An 18,036-nucleotide genomic window follows, 5' to 3' on the forward strand; every position below is an offset into this window, starting at 1 on the left:
ACCTTTCCTGTCTACTCTTGAGAAGAGAGGTGCTTTTTTAGGTGTTGGCAGGCCAATGATTCCATTAAACCCACTATTTAACGCAAAGGACTTTAGGAAACGGCGACACTCCTACGGGAGAGACGAATAAGGTGTGACCCCGGAAGGCGTTAGCCTGAGGAGGCACACCATTCGCCCGTGGAAAGGGAGTCGTTTCCTAAAGTCCTTTACTCTATATAACGTTAGAAAAGTGCCCGCGGCAAGCATCCACCGATAAGCGATTCGTGAGAATGAACAACGCGCGAGCTTAATTAGAATTTAAAGCATCTGCTGATCCACAAGCTCCCGGTACCGCGCATTCCCTTCATACAACTCCTCATGCCGGCCGCGCCCCGTAATCATCCCATCCTCAAGCATCAACAACTGATCCGCATCCACCACCGTCGACAAACGATGCGCAATCACAAGCGTCGTCCGACCTTCCATTAACGTCCGCAGCGCTTCCTGCACCGCAGCCTCAGACTCCGAATCAAGATTCGACGTCGCTTCATCAAGCAAAAGCACATCAGGATCACGAAGCAGTGCCCGGGCAATGGCAATACGCTGGCGCTGCCCGCCGGAGAGCTTGATGCCGCGTTCACCGACGCGCGTATGGATGCCTTCTTCTAAATCGGCCACAAACTCAATCGCATTCGCCTGCTGCAGTGCCGCGCCAATTTGAAAGTCAGACACGTCGCCCTTTAGCCCGTAACAGATGTTATCACGAATCGTCCCTGACATGACAGGGCTGTCCTGGGATACGTAGCCAATCGACCGTCGCCATTCCTCAAGTTCAATGGAGTGAAGCGGGTCCTCTCCGACTACAATTTCACCCTCCACAGGTGCATAGAACCTTTCAATTAACGAGAAAACCGTCGTTTTCCCAGCACCGCTCGGTCCGACCAGCGCCACCGTTTCACCCGGGAGCACAGCGAAACTTACTCCTTTTAAAATGACACGCTCCGTTCCCGCATAACCAAACGATACATTGCGAAACGCGAGTTTATCGACTTCAATCATTCTATCACCTGCTTCCTTCTCCACATCGATCTCGTGCAAAGATTGAATTCGTTCCGTCGCTCCCATCGCTTTTTGAAAAGCTGTAAAGAACGTTGCCATCTGGCTGAACGGGACGATAATTTGAAATACGTAAATGATGACAGCCACAAGCGACCCGGCGCTAAGCGCGCCTGAAGCCACCCGGACACCGCCATATCCGATCAAAACGACGAGCACGACCATAATGATCGTCGTAACGAACGGGGAGATGACGGCCTGAATGCGCGCTTCTTTTAATCCATATGTAAACAGCTGGCCAATCCCGCCGGCACCTTTACGGCTCTCGGCATCTTCAGCATTTGAAGACTTCACCAGCCTGATTTCACTGAGCACCCGGCCTAAGTTGGCGCTGAAATCGGCCATCTCATCCTGCAGCCTTCTCGATACGCGATACATCACTCGGCCGAGGGGCATTAAAACGAACAATGCGACAGGAACCGACAACAGCATGATCACCGTCATTTTCCAATCAATCGTCAGTAAAATGATAACCGCCCCGATGATCGTAATCACTCCAGTGACAAAGGAGACGAGGTGATTCGTAATCAAGTTCTTCACCGTCGTCGTATCCTGCGTAATCCGGCTCATCGTCTCGCCCGACTCATGCTCGTCAAAATAACGGACAGGCAGACGCAGGATGTGATTCCACAGCCGCCGTCGGATATGCGCAACGATATGCTCGCCGATATAAGCTAAGATATAGTAGGAAAAACCGCCGGACACCGTCTGAACCAAAAACGTCACCGCCAGAAACACGATCAAGCCCGTACTTAACCCTCCGCCAGCCAGCTGATCGACAAGATCCCTCGTAAACAAGGGAACCACTAAACTAGCGGCTGTTTCAAGCAAGCTTAACAATAGCGCTACAGCGACGAGCCATTTAGCCGGCAAGCCCGCCTTTACGTAAGAAAAAAAGTCCTTTACCGAACGCTTCTGATCACTCATCCTGGGTTCCTTCAGCGTCCACTTTAATTAAGTCCCACGTTGTTACAATACCCAGAGGCGAGCTGTCGTAACCGCCGTCTTTTGTCACAATCACGGCTTTTAATTTCCGGCCGGCCATATGACTGTCTTCAAAGATATCTTCCACTTGAAAGACCGTCGCTTTCTCAGGCAGAAACTCCACATTCTTTGCGATATCGTGAGACAGCACGTCACGTACCTTTACTCCTTCAACAGACACGCTGCCATTATCGGCATGACGGCTCATCCAGCGCACAATCGCCGTATCCGTCAGCAGGCCGAGGAAGCGGCCGCCCATGCCGTTATAGATCGGAAACTGCGAGACCCCATGCTCACGAAACGCATTCATCACCTCAAGTAATTCCGAGTCCGTATAAAAAAACATCACCGGCCGAGACGCGATATCAAGCGCTTTTGGAGGTTGGTCAAGCGTTTGTTTAATAAGCTCAAGCTCCTCGACAACCTCGAGATGAGGCGAGGCAATGTAGTAATCATCCCTTACGCGTTCATGCACAATCGCATTGCGCAGCTTCGCATACTGCCGGAGCTCATCAAAGTGCTCCTTAATGACGCTGCGCTCCTTCGAACGCTGCAGCAGCTCCACGAAGTTATCGTTTTTTGGAAAATGATTCATTTCCTTTAATATTTGATGAATCTGATTAAATGCCAGTTCAAAACGGGCCACTAATTCACTCATCCGAACACCACCTTTTTGTACTACTATTATTATAACTAAAGTACACGATTTCCACACGTAAGGGTAACCTATTATAAAAATAGGAAACATCTACTATCAAAAAATGTGTGCTTTAAATAGAACACAACGACAAATTATGCTACAATGGGGTCATATAATTGAAAGAAGGTGATAGGATGATCGGTGATCGCATCCAACAGATTCGAAAAAGACGTCATTTATCATTATCAGAACTCGCCGAACGCGCAGGGGTCGCCAAGTCCTATTTAAGCTCAATAGAACGCAATCTTCAATCCAACCCCTCGATCCAGTTTCTTGAGAAAATTTCCAGAGAACTCGATGTCTCCATGAATTATCTCCTCCACGGGGATTCAGCTGAGAAAGAAGTCCACTTAGACGACGATTGGCTGGAGCTCGTCCAGGAAGCGCAGAGTTCCGGACTTTCTAAAGAGCAATTCCGTGAATACCTCGAATTTAATAAGTGGCGGACAAATCGCAATAATTAGAATCACTTGATCAATTGATCAAGTGATTTTTTTTCGTCAAAAAAAGCTAACGAAGGGGCGCCAATTTGACAAATTTTTCTTCCTCCAGGTGCTACGATAAGTAAAAAAATACAGGGTAGCAGGAGGGGACAAGTCATGATTGATATTCACAGCCACATTCTCCCGGGAGTCGATGATGGCGCACAGACCATCGACGAAAGTATAGAGATCGCAGAAGCGGCATTAGCGGAAGGGATCGATACGTTGGTAGCCACACCTCATCATATAAATGGGGACCACACGAACGATAAAGAAGATATTATCGAGCGAGTGAGGAAGCTGAATAAGGCCTTCGCGCGAAGAGACATTGACGTTAAGGTCATCCCCGGCCAGCAGACAACTATTTATGGTGACATGGCTGAAGACCTCTTCAACAAAAACATCTTAACAATCAATGATCATAATAAGTACGTGCTCCTCGATTTGCCGAAAGATCACGTGCCTCACTTTACGACGGACCTGATCTTTAGGATGCAGCTAGAAGGGTACTGCCCGATAATTGCTCATCCCGAGCGTCATCCTGAAATCCAGGAGAACCCTCAGCTGCTTTACACTCTCGTAAAAAACGGGGCCAGCTCGCAAGTGACAGCCGCCAGCCTTTGCGGGAAGTATGGCCGAGCAGTGAAGAAGCTTTCCCTGCAGCTCATCGAAGCTAATTTAGTTCATGTGATTGCCTCTGATGTGCACGAAGTCACCCAAAAAGGGCTGTATATGAGCCAGGCCTTTACGACTATAGAAAAGCATTTTGGTCAAGCCGTTACCTACAGTTTAATGGATAACGCGCATTACATCATCGAAGGCGAGTCACTTTATAGTGAACCCCCTGAACGTCCAAAACGCAAGAAGATATTTTCCATTCTTTAATAATTTGATGTCACAAAAAGACACATTTCGACAAAGAAATGTGTCTTTTTGCCTATGCAAATAATTTCATATTATAATGAACAAACGACCTTTACATTTATTTCGAATACCGAAGAAGTCCTATATCAAGCACTTCAAAAGAAAACGCATTCTTTATAAAAAACATTTATTCTATATATTGGTTTATTGTACGTCCTGTGGTATATTAATAAATAAAAAGTCTCACGTATTTTCCATTAACGAAATTTTGATGGCTGAGCAGGTAAAGTAGGTGAAACCAGTGATTGGGGATCGGATTCAGGCGCTTAGGAAAAGCAAGAGAATGTCCATTATCAAGTTAGCCGAACGAACGGGGTTTGCGAAGTCTTACATAAGCTCCATCGAACGGGGAGTTCAATCCAATCCGTCTATTCAATTCGTAGAGAAGGTAGCATTAGAATTAGACGTCTCTGTTAACTATCTCATTTTAGGTGAGAACAACGAAGTTCCTTTCGACGAGGATTGGATTGAGCTCATCGTGGAAGCCATGGATTCAGGAGTAACGAAGGAACAGTTTCGTGAATATCTCGAATTCAACAGATGGCGTAAGAAACAAGACAAGAAATAACCTTAGCAAGACAGCGAGTAAGAGAGAAATGTAGAGAGAAAAGTCAGGACAAAAAAAGAGAACCTGATGAAAATAGGGATAGGAAATATAGGGAAGGGGAAATCAAATGATTGATATTCACAGTCACATCTTGCCGGGTGTTGATGACGGAGCACAGACAATGGAAGAAAGTATTCAAATGGCCGAAGCGGCAGTGAAGGAAGGCATCACCACAATCGTGGCTACACCTCATCACGATGGAACATACAGCAATTTTAAACATGACATTATTATCCAGGTGAGCGAACTGAATCGCATACTGCGGCAAAAGAACATACCGCTGGAAGTATTACCAGGCCAAGAACCTCGCATATCAGATGAACTGATCGAGGATGTGAAAAATGAAAAAATCTTATCGATTAATGGAGACAGTACGTTTGTTTTCATTGAATTTCCACACGACGATGTGCCTCACTATGCAAGCAGGCTGCTTTTTGACCTTCAGGTGGAAGGCTATCAGCCGATCATTGTCCATCCGGAGCGTAATTTAAAAATTCAAGAGAGTCCTAATATATTATATTCCTTAATTAATAATGGCGCCTTTTCACAGATCACTGCTGGAAGTGTGACAGGGGACTTTGGAAGAACGGCTAAAAAGACAGCGATGCAATTGATTGACGCGAACCTCGCTCACTTAATCGCATCAGATGCCCACAACACGAAGAAACGCACCTATTATATGAAGAAAGCCTACAATACGCTGGAAAAAGAGTATGGCCAGTCGATGGTGTATTACTTTATGGAGAATGCCGAATACGTCATTGATGGACAGGCGTTAGCCAGTGATCCGCCAGAACGAGTGAAGAAGAAAAAATTGCTCGGGTTGTTTTAAGCTCGAACGTAATCACTAAGCTTCTCGAGGCTTAGTGATTCTTTTCCTTGAAAAAAGATTGACGGTTCGTACATTGACAATTGAATAAAGTGAAGAGGTGAGCGCGGAGGGTATCCTATCCTGCGAAACCAACCAAAAGTCTCTATGGCTGCACGAGTGAACGTTTAATCAACTGAGGGAAAAGACCCCTTTTTGAATTCCCTGGTTTATGAAGGCAGGAATAGTGGTAAGGGTCATTAACCCCTGGAATATACAAAAAAGAATTCTAGCGAAACGGGAATAGGTATAGTCTAAGAAAAGGGAAGGGATTTTATGATCGATATACACAGTCACATACTACCCGGTGTCGACGACGGAGCGCAGACGATGGAAGAAAGCATTGAATTAGCTAGATCTGCCGTTCAGGAAGGAATCGATACCATAGTAGCCACACCACATCATCAGAACGGTCATTTTAATAACTACAAGAACGATATCTTAATCCAGGTCAGTGAATTGAATCGAATCCTACAAGAAAACGACATTCCACTTACCGTCCTGCCAGGCCAGGAAACCCGGATTCATGCCGGAATGGTGGAGGATTTACAAAATGACGAAATGCTACCGATTAATGAAGAAAGCATGTACGTCTTTGTCGAATTTCCTCATGATCACGTCCCCTCATATGCGAGTAACCTGCTATTTAACTTACAAGTAGAAGGCTATCAGCCGGTGATCGTGCACCCTGAGCGAAACGAACAAATCCAGGATAACCCAAATCTCCTATACTCATTTGTGAAAAATGGAGCCTTCTCCCAACTAACCGCCGGGAGTCTTGCTGGTAAATTTGGAAGATCAGCTAAAAAGATTTCTTATCAATTGATCGATGCGAACTTAACGCATGTGATTGCATCTGATGCACACAATGCAAAAGGCCGCGCCTTTCATATGAAGGAAGCCTACAACGACATCCGCAAGCATTACGGCCAGTCGATGATGCACTATTTCTCTGATAACGCGCAGTACATCATTGATAACGAGCCTTTAGCAAGCGACCCGCCTCTTCACGTGAAGAAAAAGAAAGTACTCGGGATCTTTTAACAGAATAGGTAAGCCAATAGCCAATAACTAAGCCTATCCATTTTCAGGCTTAGTTATTTTGATTTAGGAAAAAATCCGGAGAATGAAAGCGGATACGCCAAAAGTCCTTAAAATATTTACAATTGGCAAATCCTTGTTGTGTCACCTTAATTCGTTAATATTTTACAAAGTTAGTGTAAATCTCTCAAGAACCGCCTTCAAATCACAGGAAAAACCTGCTATACTAGTACCAATCTAATCCATTAAAGTGAACGAAGTGTGAACGTCAGAGAGGAGAACGTTTTAGTGATCGATATCCACAGTCATATTCTACCTGCAGTAGACGATGGCGCTCAATCAATAGAAGAAAGCTTAGAGATGGCGAAAGCAGCTGTTGAAGATGGTATACATACAATTATTGCGACCCCACACCATCAGAATGGCAAGTATACGAACGTGAAAGACAACATCTTAAATAGAACCGCCGAGCTTAATCGTAATCTAGAAATCTCTCAAATACCGCTCACAGTTTTACCCGGGCAAGAAACGAGAATTCACGGAGATATGATCGAAGGACTTCGGGCAGATGAGATTCTCCCATTAACGAATCAAGGGAACTACGTGTTCGTCGAGTTTCCTTCCGATGCCGTCCCGAGATACGCGAAACAGCTTTTATTTGATATTCAACTAGAGGGCTATCAACCCATCATCGTACACCCAGAACGCAACCGACAAATCATCCAGCACCCCAGTCTCCTGTTCGACATGGTAAGCAAGGGAGCCTATACACAAATCACTGCCGCCAGCTTAACCGGTCGGTTTGGCAAAAATATAAAGAAATTCACCCACCAATTAATCGAAGCTAACTTAACCCACTTGATTGCATCTGATGCCCACAACACCACAAGCCGAGGGTTTTGTCTAACAGATGCATACGACGTACTAAAGGAAAACTATGGAACATCCATGGTTTATTTGTTTGCGGAAAACGCAGAGTATGTAGTAAACGGTGAAGTGCTTGCGGCTGATTCACCGCAGCCGATAAAGAAAAAGAAAAAAATCTTAGGAATCTTTTAATCTATGTAAATGAAAGGAGAGTGATTTTCTTTGACTACAGCGTTTAGAAAAAGATTGCTTCTCTTAATTCTGATTGATTCGTCTATTGTTTCGTTTTCTATTTACTTCTCGCACTTTTTCTTAGGTCCGTCTGATACTGTATTTGATTTAATGATGTTTGTATCTGCACTTACGTTACTTGCGACTCATCATTTATTCTCAAGTATGTTTGGAATGTATCGAAGAAAATGGCGGTATGCCAGTATGGAGGAACTATTAGGAATTCTTGTAGTTGTGTCCTTATCTATTGTATCGGCAGCAATTGTCCAATTATTAGCTTTTGAACTAATCTATCAACGAGCGCTGATTATCACGTGGATGCTACATATCTTACTTATCGGCGGTGTGCGGTTTGCGTGGCGCTACTATAAGACCTACGGAATCACTCTTAATCCTAAAGGGAAAAAAGCCAAACTCGTTCGTAATAATCCAAATGCCAAACAGACATTAATTATTGGAGCAGGATCAGCAGGGCAGATGCTGGCCAGGCAAATGAAAAATTCCAATGAAGTGAATTCTAACCTGGTCGGTTTTATTGATGATGACTTTACGATGCAGCACTTAACGATAGCTGGTCTTCCTGTATTAGGAGGGACGAGTGACTTAGAAGCCGTTGCTAAAAAGTATCATGTTAATCATATTGTTATAGCTATGCCTTCGACAGAACAATCGAGAATGAAAGAAATTATACAAACTGCAAAAGGCGTCGTTAAAAATGTACAAACGCTGCCGATGATCGAAGATATTGCGTTAGGTAATGTATCGGTCAGCAGTATTCGCGATGTATCCATTGAAGATTTATTAGGTCGCGAACCTGTGGAGTTAGATATTCAGTCTATTTCAAGTGAAATTAATGGAAAAACCGTCCTCGTCACAGGAGCCGGCGGATCCATAGGTTCCGAGATTTGCAGACAGCTCATTAAATTCGGCCCTAAAAAGCTAATTTTACTAGGACATGGCGAAAATAGCATTTATACCATTCACATGGAGTTAAAGCAATTCGATACAGAAACTGAACTTATGACGGTAATTGCAGACATTCAAGATCGTGATCGTATCTTTGAAATTATGCATGAGTACCAGCCTTCTTATATCTATCATGCCGCCGCTCATAAGCATGTACCGTTAATGGAAGCGAACCCGAAAGAAGCCGTGAAAAACAACGTGTTTGGTACTAAGAATGTCGCAGAAGCTGCGGATTCAGCAGGTGTACCGAACTTTGTATTGATCTCTTCAGATAAAGCTGTAAATCCAACGAACGTTATGGGGGCAACAAAACGAGTGGCTGAGATGGTCATTCAATCGTTAAGCAAAGTCAGTCAAACGAGATTCGTAGCTGTACGTTTCGGAAACGTATTAGGCAGCCGCGGCAGTGTTATTCCACTATTTAAGAAACAAATTGCAAACGGTGGCCCAGTGACAGTTACGCATCCAGAAATGACCAGGTATTTCATGACGATTCCTGAAGCTTCGCGATTAGTTATTCAAGCAGGGGCGTTAGCACGAGGCGGCGAGATTTTCGTACTTGATATGGGTGAGCCGGTGAAAATTGTGGACTTAGCGAAAAACCTCATTTCACTTTCAGGCTTTACGGAAAAAGAAATTCCCATCGAATTTAACGGAATACGCCCCGGTGAAAAGATGTATGAAGAACTGCTCGGTGATAATGAAGTCCACCCAGAACAAATTTATCCGAAGATTTATATTGGTAAGAACAACGATGTGCCGATCGAAAGCTTATATAACTTCATAGATGTAGAATTTGAGCATATCGAACCTGATGATATTAAAAACACAGTTTTTAAATTAATCGAAAATAAAGAAGTGACATTAACGAAATAACCTGCATATTGGGAGGAATTCATATGACAAAAGTAAAAAAAGCAATTATCCCTGCAGCTGGATTAGGAACTAGATTCTTACCAGCCACAAAAGCCATGCCGAAAGAAATGCTGCCGATCGTAGACAAACCCACCATTCAATACATCATTGAAGAAGCGATTCAATCTGGCATTGAAGACATTATCATAGTTACAGGTAAAGGGAAGCGTGCCATTGAAGATCACTTTGATAATAACTTTGAATTACAAGATAACTTAATGAAAAAAGAAAAGTTTGATTTACTAGAAAAGGTTAATGAAACGTCAAATGTAGACATTCATTACATACGCCAAAAAGAACCTAAAGGCTTAGGACATGCCGTTTGGAGCGCCCGTAAGTTTATCGGTAATGAACCATTTGCAGTCCTTCTAGGGGATGACATCGTAGAATCAGATACTCCTTGTTTGAAGCAGCTCATTGATCAATATGAAGAAACTAATTCTTCTATTATTGGCGTACAGCAGGTAGATGACAATCAAACGCATCGCTACGGCATCATTGATCCATCGGATAAAAACGAGCGTCTTTATCAAGTGAATCGGTTTGTGGAGAAACCGAAGCAAGGAACAGCACCTTCAAACTTAGCGATTATGGGACGATATGTATTAAACCCTGAAATCTTTGATTTTTTAGAGCAGCATAAAACAGGTGCTGGCGGAGAAATTCAATTAACTGATGCCATACAGGAATTAAACGAATTGCAAAGTGTTTTTGCTTATGACTTTGCAGGAAGCCGCTATGACGTTGGAGAGAAATTCGGCTTTATTAAAACAACGATTGAGTTCGCATTGAAAAATGAAGAAATTGGGGCAGATGTAGAAGTCTTCTTAGAATCACTTGTCGACAACAAAGTAAGCCAATAACACTGGATGGAGGAATATAGATGAGAACGATAGCCGTAGTTGGTACTGGGTATGTTGGTTTAGTTACAGGAGTAAGCTTATCTGAAATTGGTCATACCGTAACGTGTATTGATATTGATGAAGAAAAAGTGCTGAAAATGCAACAAGGCGTGTCCCCTATTTACGAGCCAGGATTATCTGATATGATGACTAAAAATCTAAATGAAAAACGCTTGTTCTTTACGACACAGCATGAAGAAGGCTTTAAGAATGCTGAAGTGATTTACATAGCTGTAGGTACTCCAGAAAAAGAAGATGGATCAGCCAACCTAGCGTTTGTAGAACAAGTAGCTAAAGATATCGCAACTAATATTTCTAGGAATACGATCGTCGTAACAAAGAGTACAGTACCTGTAGGAACGAACGATCGCGTTCAGTCTATTATTGATCATCATCTAGTTGCCAATGTAAAAGTGGAAGTAGTCTCTAACCCTGAATTCCTTAAAGAGGGTTCAGCTATACACGATTCCTTTAATGGAGATCGTATCGTTGTAGGAACTCAAAGCGAAGAGGCAGCAAATGTGATTGAAGAAATTAACCAGCCATTCGGCGTGCCTGTTTTTAGAACAGATACTAAAAGTGCCGAAATGATTAAATATGCTTCGAACGCCTTTCTTGCGACGAAAATTAGCTTTATTAATGAAATTTCAAACATCTGCGAGCGTTTAGATGCTAACGTAGAAGACGTAGCGAACGGCATGGGAATGGACAAGCGAATTGGCGATAAGTTCTTAAATGCTGGTATTGGTTATGGTGGATCTTGTTTCCCTAAAGATACGAAGGCACTAATCCAAATTGCCGGTAACGTAGAGTATGACTTTGAATTACTAAAAGGTGTAGTCAAAGTGAATCAAAAGCAACAAGGTCTTCTACTAGAGAAGCTTAATGAACGTATACCTGACTTGAAAGGCAAGCGTATTGCTGTGTTAGGGTTAGCGTTTAAACCAAATACGGATGATATGCGGGAAGCTGCTTCATTAGTTGTGACTGAAGAACTTATTAATTTGGGCGCTGAAGTTGTAGCTTATGATCCTATTGCCATGGATAATGCCAAGAGAATTCTTAATGATGAGGTTCAGTATGCGAATGGTGTAGAGGAGGCTGTCAATGGTAGTGACGCTGCTTTAATTCTTACCGAGTGGGATGAAGTTAAGAATGTTGAAATAAAAGTCTTCGATTCTATGAATTATCCTCTCGTCATTGATGGACGTAACTGCTTAAGTATTGAAGAGATGAAAAAGAGATTTATTGAGTATCACTCTGTAGGAAGACCTTCAGTTTCAAGTGAGGTTAAGCAAGTTTTATTAAAATAATTGAATAGATAAAGAAATATTTATTAGTGTCTCCTCGATGGGGAGGAGACACTAATATGTGTTCATAAGAATCAAATTTAGTTGTTTAGTAATTTATTGGAAAGATACAATCTTCCAGTTGAGTACTAAGAAACTAAATATATGAAGCAATTTACATAACTGACTTAGTCGTTAAAGGAAGGAAGTAATTTTAATGCAAGATAAGATCTTTTTATCATCTCCTCATATGAGTGATGAAGGCTTTGAAATGGAGTACGTGAAGCAAGCCTTTAATACAAATTGGATTGCACCTCTAGGAGAGAACGTTAATAAGTTTGAAGAAGAGCTAGCAGATAAGGTAGGAAGCAAGCATGCAGCAGCACTAAGTTCAGGCACTGCTGCTATACATTTAGCATTGAAAGCAATCGGTGTAGGTGATGGGGATATCGTGTTCTGCCCTACTTTGACCTTTTCTGCGACAGCAAACCCAATTATTTATCAAAATGCAGTGCCTGTATTTATAGATAGTGAAGTATCGACATGGAATATGTCCCCGAAAGCGCTTGAAGAAGCTTTTAAAAAACACCCCAATGTTAAAGCTGTTATTATTGTACACCTCTACGGACTATCAGCAAACATGGATGAAATTATGAAGATTTGTCGTCTGTATAATGTAAAAGTAATTGAAGATGCGGCAGAATCATTAGGTAGCTACTATAAAGGTAAACAAACAGGAACTTTTGGCGATTATGGTGTTTATTCATTTAATGGAAATAAAATAATTACTACTTCTGGCGGGGGAATGCTCGTTTCAAACGATGGAGAAAGAATTGAAAAGGCTCGCTTTTGGGCAACGCAATCCAGAGACCAAGCTCGCCACTACGAACATAGTGAATTAGGTTATAACTACAGAATGAGTAATGTGTCCGCTGGAATAGGTAGAGGGCAATTAATAGTATTAGATCAGAGAGTTATTAAGAAAAATTATATCTATAATTACTATAAGCAGAAACTGAGGGACCTTGATGGGATCGCATTTATGCCTGAGAACTCATGGGATGAACCAAACTATTGGCTAAGTAGCGTCACTCTTTATGGGCAAGTTAGACCAATTGATGTTATTGAAGCTCTGGAGAAGGAAAACATTGAAGCTAGACCAATTTGGAAGCCAATGCATTTACAGCCTTACTTTAAAAACTATGATTTTGTGGGCAGTAATGTAGCAGAAGGTTTGTTTGAAAACGGTCTTTGTTTACCAAGTGATACGAAGATGACAGATAGTGATATAAATAAAGTCGTAGAGATTATTAAGGGATTGTGGTGAGAGTGATGGGGCATTTTGTAAATGGTATCTATAGAAGATATATAAAAAGATCTCTGGATTTTATATTATCATTAACATCATTAGTTGTCTTAAGTCCAGTTCTGTTAACTGTGGCAATAATGGTTAGAAAGAAACTCGGTCACCCTATCCTATTCAAACAAAAGAGACCAGGATTAAATGGGCAAATATTTATTATGTATAAGTTTAGGACAATGACTGATGAAAAAGATAAAAATGATGACTTTCTTCCAGACGAGGTAAGACTGACGAAGTTCGGAAAATTTTTGAGAGCTAGTTCTTTAGATGAACTTCCAGGGCTCTTTAATATTCTTAACGGTGATATGTCCCTTGTAGGACCAAGACCCCTACTAGTTCAATATCTAAAACTCTATAATGAACATCAACAACGCCGTCATGAAGTTAGACCTGGATTAACTGGGTTGGCACAAGTAAGTGGTAGGAATGGTATTAGTTGGGATGAAAAATTTAAGTTAGATGTAAAATATGTTGATAATGTAAGTTTTTTCAGTGATGTAAAGATCATATTTCTTACTTTTAAAAAGGTGATTAATAAAGAAGGCATAAACTCGGATACTGCTGCAACAATGGAGCCTTTTAAAGGGAATTAGGGAGAGGATCTTTGAGATGAAAAGTAACTTAGTAATTATTGGAGCCAGTGGTCACGGAAAAGTGGTTGCTGACATTGCTAAAGCAATGAATCGATGGGAAAGCATTTCTTTTTTAGATGATGACGAAAGTATCACATCAATACTGGGGATAAAGGTAGTGGGTAAAGCTACAGATTATTCCCAATATAAGGAAGGTTATGATGTTTTCGTAGCCATCGGCAATAATCAAATTAGAGAAATTCTCCTCGAAAAGTTAGAGGAAATAGGGACAAGCGTCCCAGTACTAGTTCATCCAAGTGCAATTATTGGATCTGAAGTAGAAATAGAATTTGGAACGGTAGTTATGCCTGGTACAATAATAAATTCAGGTGCAAAAATAGGAAAAGGTTGCATTATTAATACAGGGGCTTCTCTTGATCATGATAATACAATTGAGGATTTTGTACATATTTCCCCTGGAGTGAAATTAGCGGGCACAGTGCTAGTCAAAGAAAATACATGGCTGGGAATCGGGAGTATAGTAAGTAATAATGTAAGCATACAAAAGAATTGTAAGATAGGGGCAGGAGCGGTGGTCGTTAAAGATTTGACTGAATCTGGAACATATGTCGGTACACCAGCAAGGAAGATAGATGGTGAATAGCGTAAGGGAGTATACAGATGGAATTATTCTATAAAGTTTTATTTTATCTAAGTGGGTTCATAATAGTGTGGGCTATGGTCGGGTACCCCGTCTCATTAAAATTGATCGGTAGAATGTATAGTAATAGAAAGCTCGAGAAAACTTATTCTCATCAACCAACAGTAACAGTTATGGTAGTCGCACATAATGAAGAAAAGATTATTTTAGAAAAACTTAATAACATCATTGAACTAAATTACCCTAAAGAGAAAATGGAATTCTTGATAGCTTCTGATAATAGTACTGATAGAACCAATGAGATTGTAAGAAATTTTATTAAAGTTCATCAAGAGCGAAACATTCGACTTTATGAGGTGAAGGCTCGTAAAGGAAAGACAAATGCTCAAAATGAAGCGCAAAAGACAGTAACCACAGAATATTTAGCTATGACAGATGCTAATTCTATATTGGAAAAAGATTCAGTTAAAGAGCTTATGGCCTCCTTTACTTCTGAAGAAATTGCTTATGTTTCTGGAAGACTAGCTATTGTTAACCAGGAATCTAGTGACGTGAGTAAAGCAGAAACCAGTTACTGGGATAGTGATATGGTAATCCGAGAGATTGAAGGAAGAATACAAAATATTACTGCAGGAAATGGGGCGTTATATGCATGCAGGACATCAGAATATTATGATTTTGACCCTATCCAATCGCATGATAGTGCGATGCCTCCTTTTTATGCCCTCCAAGGGAAAAGAGCAATTGCTAACCATGAAGCAATTGCGTATGAAAAAGCTGCAGAAATAATAGATGATGAGTTTAGCAGAAAAGTAAGGATGAACAGAATTATTTTAAAACAAATATTACCTGATAAAAGAATATTCAACATATTTAAGTATAAATGGTTTTCATATTTTTATTTTGGCCATCGAACATGTAGGTATTTATTGTGGATTTCGCATCTAATTGTATTAATTTCTAATTTATTATTGGTAACAGATTCTGTTTTTTATATATTTACTTTAATTAGTCAACTCCTATTTTATCTTTTGGCACTCCTTAGAGTAGTTAGTAATTCTAATAATAAAATTCTAACATTAATCTATTACTATTGTATTACAGTTATTGCTCAATGGGTAGGAGTGTATAACATTATGACTGGAAAAGCAAAGCCATTTTGGGAAAAGGCAGAGAGTACTAGATAATAATAAGATTATGGGTAATATAAGGAAATAAATTAATTTATTGGCTAAAGGGGAATACTTGGAGATGAGTAAATTACTAAAGAGTATTTATTTAAATTCACCCTTCTTTATTAAAAAAGCAATGGCAAACATAGAAGGTTTTAGAAGAAATATATACAGAAGAGGAGGGAGCTACAAAAAATATATTAAAAACGTTTGTATATCTAATACACTTGTTAGCAACAATTCTACAGATCAAATTAGTAAGATAAATAAACTTCTCGATTATGCTAAAAATAATATTCCTTATTATCAGAGAAGTACAAAAAGTTTCTATATCAACTCATACGACGAAATGGAAAAGATACCATTGACTAGTAAGTCAGAAATGAAGCAGGATATTTATAATTTCATAAATAAGAAAAAATATAGATCTTTGTGGCATTCAAGTACTAGCGGCTCTACAGGCACACCTTTAAAGTTTTTCAGAGATAGAAAAAGTATGCAATTTGAATATGCAATATATGATACAGTGTATGATTCATTAGCTGGTAAGGAGAACTGTGTGAAAGCTAGAATATCTGGAGTTAATATATTAAAATCAGAAAATCTTAAACCTCCCTTTTGGTATTTTATAAAAGTTTTTAATCAACTTCAATTTTCAGCGTATCATATTAATAAGAGCACATATAATTATTATCTAAATGCCCTTGTAGATTATAAAGTTGATTTAGGTACAGGGTATCCATCTGCGTGGCTATTTCTTTCTCAATACTTAATAGATAGTGAAAGCAGACCACCAAATATTCAAGGTATTGTTACTGATAGTGAGGGTCTTTCTGATATAGAGAAAGATACGATAGAAAAAGCTTTTAGTTGCCCACTTTACCAGACATATGGATTAGGTGAGGTAGGAATGATTGGGATTCAATGTAAGAATAATCATTACCACATTTTAAATAATAGATGTTACGTAGAAGTTGTAAACGAAGATGGTTTTAAGGTTAAAAATGGTGAAAGCGGCGAGATCGTAGTAACAGATCTACATTCCTTTGATGCTCCGTTTATTAGGTACAGAACTGGAGATCTAGGGATTCTAGAAGAAAGTAAATGTGGATGTGGATGGAATACGCCATATTTTAAAAAAATTATTGGAAGAATTGATGATTATATTATTGCTTCAGAAGGAAGAAAAATTAGTAGATTAGGATTTATTGCGCGCCCAGCAAAAGGGGTGTTAGGAATGCAAATAATTCAAAATGATATTGGGTGTATAAATATTAATGTTCTGCCTACAAAACACTTTGACCCCAATTCAATGGAAGCAGTATTAAAATTAGCTAAAGATTATTTAGGAGAAATGGAAATTAATTGGAGCATTGTAGATGAACTTGAAAAAAATAATGCTGGAAAAGTAAGGTATGTTATTAGAAATATCAATCAATAAATTATGGAGGAATAATTAAAAATGAAATTAGAATTACTAGTTTCTACTATGCTTCAAAAAGACACATCTCTAGTAAATAAAATGAATATTTCAACAGATGCAATTATTATAAATCAAAGTAATTATTATGGTTATAATGAAATTCATAAAGAAAATAATCGTATTAGGATGTTGTCTTTTAATGAACGCGGTGTTGGAAAAAGTAGGAATAGTGCAATCATGCGATCAGATGCTGATGTATGTGTCATGGCTGATGATGATGCGGTTTATGAGGATGATTATGAAGAGAAGATACTTGATGAGTTTAAACAAAATCCTAAAGCTGACGTAATAATCTTTAGTGTGAAAATTATTGATAATAATGGGGAAAAGTTTAAGAAACTAAAGAGAAATAGGGTGAGATTTTTTAATTCCTTCAAATATGGAGCTGTGAGAATAGCTTTTAAAAGAGATGTAATATTAAAAAAAAATATCCATTTCTCTCTTTTATTTGGTGGCGGCACAAAATATGGTTCTGGTGAAGATAGCATTTTTATAACAGACTGTTTGAAAAAGGGATTGAAAATTTATACTAGCCCCCAAAAAATTGCCAATATTTATAACCATGAGTCTAGTTGGTTTAATGGTTATAATAAAAAGTTTTTTATTGATAAAGGTGCTTTATTCCGAGCTATATCTCCAAAGTTTGCAAAAATTTTAATTCTCCAATTTGTTATTAGAAGATATTTCTTATTCAAAAATGATATGAAGCTATTAGAAGCATATAGGTATATGATTAAAGGGTTAAAAAATTACAAGGAAATCAATTAATTATACTTCATTAAACATATAATATGAGAAATCTTTATACTAATAAGTACTCCGCTTAAGTTAATAATAGGAGATGTGAATTCGTGCCAATGTAAGAATTAGTTAAAATACTGCTAATGATTTTATTTTGATTCTTAAAGAAAGTG

Annotated in this window: 17 protein-coding genes; 15 read left to right on the plus strand and 2 right to left on the minus strand. The window is 39.6% G+C overall.

Going from position 1 to position 18,036, the window contains the following annotated elements:
* Positions 1–297: 297 nt before the first annotated feature.
* On the minus strand, positions 298–2,022 hold the full coding sequence (locus ACGTNH_RS03805) for an ABC transporter ATP-binding protein (RefSeq protein ID WP_394585082.1): 1,725 nt from the start codon (positions 2,020–2,022) through the stop codon (positions 298–300).
* Positions 2,015–2,794 carry a CBS domain-containing protein gene (locus ACGTNH_RS03810; RefSeq protein ID WP_394585083.1) on the minus strand — a complete coding sequence of 260 codons (780 nt, stop codon included), beginning with the start codon at positions 2,792–2,794 and terminating at the stop codon, positions 2,015–2,017. The genes ACGTNH_RS03805 and ACGTNH_RS03810 overlap by 8 nt, the downstream gene beginning before the upstream one ends.
* Positions 2,795–2,913: 119 nt before the next feature.
* Between ACGTNH_RS03810 and ACGTNH_RS03815 the strand changes: the two genes are divergently transcribed.
* From ACGTNH_RS03815 to ACGTNH_RS03885, 15 genes are all read left to right on the plus strand, one after another.
* The gene (locus ACGTNH_RS03815) at positions 2,914–3,243 is read left to right on the plus strand and encodes a helix-turn-helix domain-containing protein (protein WP_394585085.1); all 330 of its coding nucleotides are present in this window, start codon (positions 2,914–2,916) and stop codon (positions 3,241–3,243) included.
* Positions 3,244–3,378: 135 nt separating this feature from the next.
* Positions 3,379–4,146, plus strand: coding sequence for a tyrosine-protein phosphatase (locus ACGTNH_RS03820; protein ID WP_394585086.1), 768 nt, complete (start codon positions 3,379–3,381; stop codon positions 4,144–4,146).
* A gap of 280 nt (positions 4,147–4,426) precedes the next feature.
* Complete coding sequence (locus ACGTNH_RS03825) at positions 4,427–4,753, plus strand: helix-turn-helix domain-containing protein (protein ID WP_394586131.1); 327 nt, start codon at positions 4,427–4,429, stop codon at positions 4,751–4,753.
* A gap of 106 nt (positions 4,754–4,859) precedes the next feature.
* Positions 4,860–5,624, plus strand: a complete 765-nt coding sequence (locus ACGTNH_RS03830; protein ID WP_394585087.1) for a tyrosine-protein phosphatase — start codon at positions 4,860–4,862, stop codon at positions 5,622–5,624.
* Between the two features lie 312 nt (positions 5,625–5,936).
* Positions 5,937–6,704 carry a tyrosine-protein phosphatase gene (locus ACGTNH_RS03835; protein ID WP_394585088.1) on the plus strand — a complete coding sequence of 256 codons (768 nt, stop codon included), beginning with the start codon at positions 5,937–5,939 and terminating at the stop codon, positions 6,702–6,704.
* A 285-nt stretch (positions 6,705–6,989) separates the two neighbouring features.
* Positions 6,990–7,760, plus strand: coding sequence for a tyrosine-protein phosphatase (locus tag ACGTNH_RS03840; RefSeq protein ID WP_394585089.1), 771 nt, complete (start codon positions 6,990–6,992; stop codon positions 7,758–7,760).
* A gap of 30 nt (positions 7,761–7,790) precedes the next feature.
* Positions 7,791–9,641, plus strand: coding sequence for a polysaccharide biosynthesis protein (locus ACGTNH_RS03845; RefSeq protein WP_394585090.1), 1,851 nt, complete (start codon positions 7,791–7,793; stop codon positions 9,639–9,641).
* A gap of 23 nt (positions 9,642–9,664) precedes the next feature.
* Positions 9,665–10,543: a UTP--glucose-1-phosphate uridylyltransferase GalU gene (gene galU, locus ACGTNH_RS03850; protein ID WP_394585092.1), complete on the plus strand. Its 879-nt coding sequence runs from the start codon at positions 9,665–9,667 to the stop codon at positions 10,541–10,543.
* A 20-nt stretch (positions 10,544–10,563) separates the two neighbouring features.
* Positions 10,564–11,895, plus strand: a complete 1,332-nt coding sequence (locus tag ACGTNH_RS03855) for a UDP-glucose dehydrogenase family protein (RefSeq protein WP_394585093.1) — start codon at positions 10,564–10,566, stop codon at positions 11,893–11,895.
* A 193-nt stretch (positions 11,896–12,088) separates the two neighbouring features.
* Positions 12,089–13,198 (plus strand): DegT/DnrJ/EryC1/StrS family aminotransferase, encoded by a 1,110-nt coding sequence (locus ACGTNH_RS03860; RefSeq protein ID WP_394585096.1) that lies wholly within the window; start codon positions 12,089–12,091, stop codon positions 13,196–13,198.
* 5 nt (positions 13,199–13,203) lie between these two features.
* Complete coding sequence (locus ACGTNH_RS03865) at positions 13,204–13,827, plus strand: sugar transferase (RefSeq protein ID WP_394585099.1); 624 nt, start codon at positions 13,204–13,206, stop codon at positions 13,825–13,827.
* Between the two features lie 16 nt (positions 13,828–13,843).
* Complete coding sequence (locus tag ACGTNH_RS03870) at positions 13,844–14,470, plus strand: acetyltransferase (RefSeq protein ID WP_394585102.1); 627 nt, start codon at positions 13,844–13,846, stop codon at positions 14,468–14,470.
* Between the two features lie 17 nt (positions 14,471–14,487).
* On the plus strand, positions 14,488–15,654 hold the full coding sequence (locus tag ACGTNH_RS03875; protein ID WP_394585104.1) for a glycosyltransferase family 2 protein: 1,167 nt from the start codon (positions 14,488–14,490) through the stop codon (positions 15,652–15,654).
* A gap of 64 nt (positions 15,655–15,718) precedes the next feature.
* Positions 15,719–17,080, plus strand: coding sequence for a phenylacetate--CoA ligase family protein (locus ACGTNH_RS03880; protein WP_394585105.1), 1,362 nt, complete (start codon positions 15,719–15,721; stop codon positions 17,078–17,080).
* A gap of 21 nt (positions 17,081–17,101) precedes the next feature.
* Positions 17,102–17,890 carry a glycosyltransferase gene (locus ACGTNH_RS03885; RefSeq protein WP_394585108.1) on the plus strand — a complete coding sequence of 263 codons (789 nt, stop codon included), beginning with the start codon at positions 17,102–17,104 and terminating at the stop codon, positions 17,888–17,890.
* Positions 17,891–18,036: the final 146 nt, after the last annotated feature.

This window comes from Halobacillus sp. B23F22_1 (genome assembly GCF_043497005.1).
Classification (GTDB): domain Bacteria; phylum Bacillota; class Bacilli; order Bacillales; family Halobacillaceae; genus Halobacillus_A.

Coding starts and splice junctions, on each gene's coding strand:
- ACGTNH_RS03835 (WP_394585088.1), top strand. CDS start 5,937: ATGATCGATATACACAGTCACATACTACCCGGTGTCGACGACGGAGCG.
- ACGTNH_RS03805 (WP_394585082.1), bottom strand. CDS start 2,022: ATGAGTGATCAGAAGCGTTCGGTAAAGGACTTTTTTTCTTACGTAAAG.
- ACGTNH_RS03830 (WP_394585087.1), top strand. CDS start 4,860: ATGATTGATATTCACAGTCACATCTTGCCGGGTGTTGATGACGGAGCA.
- ACGTNH_RS03875 (WP_394585104.1), top strand. CDS start 14,488: ATGGAATTATTCTATAAAGTTTTATTTTATCTAAGTGGGTTCATAATA.
- ACGTNH_RS03885 (WP_394585108.1), top strand. CDS start 17,102: ATGAAATTAGAATTACTAGTTTCTACTATGCTTCAAAAAGACACATCT.
- ACGTNH_RS03870 (WP_394585102.1), top strand. CDS start 13,844: ATGAAAAGTAACTTAGTAATTATTGGAGCCAGTGGTCACGGAAAAGTG.
- ACGTNH_RS03820 (WP_394585086.1), top strand. CDS start 3,379: ATGATTGATATTCACAGCCACATTCTCCCGGGAGTCGATGATGGCGCA.
- galU (WP_394585092.1), top strand. CDS start 9,665: ATGACAAAAGTAAAAAAAGCAATTATCCCTGCAGCTGGATTAGGAACT.
- ACGTNH_RS03815 (WP_394585085.1), top strand. CDS start 2,914: ATGATCGGTGATCGCATCCAACAGATTCGAAAAAGACGTCATTTATCA.
- ACGTNH_RS03880 (WP_394585105.1), top strand. CDS start 15,719: ATGAGTAAATTACTAAAGAGTATTTATTTAAATTCACCCTTCTTTATT.
- ACGTNH_RS03860 (WP_394585096.1), top strand. CDS start 12,089: ATGCAAGATAAGATCTTTTTATCATCTCCTCATATGAGTGATGAAGGC.
- ACGTNH_RS03855 (WP_394585093.1), top strand. CDS start 10,564: ATGAGAACGATAGCCGTAGTTGGTACTGGGTATGTTGGTTTAGTTACA.
- ACGTNH_RS03865 (WP_394585099.1), top strand. CDS start 13,204: ATGGGGCATTTTGTAAATGGTATCTATAGAAGATATATAAAAAGATCT.